This window comes from Gluconobacter sp. P1D12_c (assembly GCF_018812105.1).
GTDB lineage: Bacteria > Pseudomonadota > Alphaproteobacteria > Acetobacterales > Acetobacteraceae > Gluconobacter > Gluconobacter oxydans_A.
Window position 1 is genome coordinate 1 of record NZ_JACSIQ010000048.1, and the last position, 2082, is coordinate 2082.

1 protein-coding gene and 1 pseudogene are annotated in these 2082 nt (G+C 40.2%); both read left to right on the forward strand.

Annotated elements, in window-relative coordinates:
- The first annotated feature begins 351 nt into the window (after window positions 1-351).
- Complete coding sequence (locus KP705_RS15340) at window positions 352-1722, forward strand: hypothetical protein (protein WP_215764768.1); 1371 nt, start codon at window positions 352-354, stop codon at window positions 1720-1722.
- Window positions 1723-1888: 166 nt separating this feature from the next.
- Window positions 1889-2082: pseudogene (locus tag KP705_RS15345) on the forward strand (IS5/IS1182 family transposase); the annotation flags it as partial.

The following is a 2082-nucleotide window of genomic DNA, read 5'->3' on the forward strand; positions in this document are numbered from 1 at the left end:
TGAACGCGAGCGCGTAGTCATCCAGGGGGGCAGTCCCCGATCTGCTCAAAACGCAGAGCGAAAGCGACCCAAGGAACCGTCAATCAAATCGCCAAAAGCTTGAAATCACGAACCAAGCACATCAATCAAGGGTTCTTCGATCCCTCTAAATCGCAAAAATCCCGACCCCGGCACATCAACTAGAGCGTTTTTCGAACCTTTCATATTTAGAGCTTGAAATACATGCTAAATGCATTGAAAAACCATCATATCGAGTTTCTAAAATGGCTCCGAGAAGTGCGATTATTGTTTTTCAATCTCTTATTTTATAAGAGCACATTATGATTATCACGAGGATAGGGGATATATAATATGAAACTAGCTATTCTTTTTAAGACGCATTTCTGGGATGAAGTTGTCGAGAGGAATTTTCTTCTATGTAAGAGATATAGTAATGGATGCGATATTTTCATTTTATTTGATCCTGACGCAGGTAGCTATATTCCAGAACCACATCTTAGCACAGAGAGAATATTTTATACTCCTTATGATGATATTAATAAATTGGGTTTAGAATGGGGAATGCAACCGTGGGGAGGGTTTTGGTATAATGGTGACTACCAGCAAAATCTTTTTATTATGGCTCACCCAGAGTATGATTATATATGCGCCATTGAGAACGATGTAGCCCCTCATATTTCTTTTGCAAAAATTTTCCAGATCATGAATGACAGGGCAGTTGACTTAATTTATGATCCTCAGACACAACCAAATGAACAGTGGTCACATCTGAATGGGTGTGTGGGATATTACGATACAAATACTTATATCCATAAAGGGCTTTTCTGTGTATCGTTCTTCTCGCGGCGCGCAGCTATGCATATTCTTCGAAGAAGATTAGAAATGTCAGTACAGAGAAGAATACATAACCTTCCAGCATGGCCAATAGGTGAATGCGTAATGGTTCAAGAAGTATTTTCCGCAGGCATGTCGATATCTACACTATCATCTTATTGTGAAGATCTTCCATTTTATGATTGGGCTCCCGCTTACCTCCCCATTGAAGATGATGATTTAAAAATCGAAACATTTTCTCATCCAATAACTGCTCTAAATTCAAAATTTATTAGTTCAAATTTTGATCAAGACTACCACTCTCTTTTCTCGGAGTTCGAGGTAATATCAGGGATCTCGCGTAGCCGAGCCCGACGGATTGCCGATCTTGAGATATATTCACGACTATTTAATTCCCTTCACGTCCAGTGGGCTGAAGACCGTTGGAGGCCAATTCTTCAGGACGCTGATGAAGTGCTTGATTTTAAGTCAATTAATCTTCTTGGCGGTCGTACATTAATAAATTCTGATAGTTTAAGTATAAATAAAAAATCACATTATAGTATTCCTCTTATTGTTTCTCCTCTTCCCCAATGGTGTAGAAAATCTGCTTGTTTTTTAGAAGTGGAAGATATATTATATATCACACTAACTCCACATGATGAGCGATTAAGATTAATTTTTGGCTCGACACAGGAAGATTTACCTATATATCTGACGTGTACAGATTTAAATGGAAAAATATTTCCTATTAAGCTTCGTGGAACACATCGAGACATGCACTTCTATGAAGTCGAGCTTCCAATGGAAGTTTCTTCATTAAAATGTGTTACCAATAAGTGTTCTGTAACAATTAACTCTATCAGATTAGTAGATGGCAGTGGGCGCTTAAATGATTGGAAGAAGTAACGTGGAGGAATTGAAGAACCGTGTTGGTGCGACTTTGCGCTGATTTCTGAGTTTTGTTGCGCTGGTTGTGGTTCTCTGGTATTAGGTGGAGAGTTCGAGAAGCCTCTTGGCTTTAAACGGTTGTCTGTGATTTCATCTTTCCTGCGTTGATTGGGAAAGATGGAAGATGAAGCAGACCGGTTTCCTTAATGTTGGAGAGCGTTTGACTCGCTTGAGCGGGCTTGGTGATGAGCTCGAAGCATTTTCCCGGACTGTGGATTTTGAAGTGTTCCGTCCTGATCTGGAGAAGGCACTGGCCTATTCAGATGGAAGCAAAGGCGGGCGACCGCCATTTGATCCGGTGCTGATGTTCAAGATCCT

Excerpts from the sequence above, each read along its gene's own strand:
- KP705_RS15340 (WP_215764768.1), top strand. The coding sequence starts at position 352 with ATGAAACTAGCTATTCTTTTTAAGACGCATTTCTGGGATGAAGTTGTC.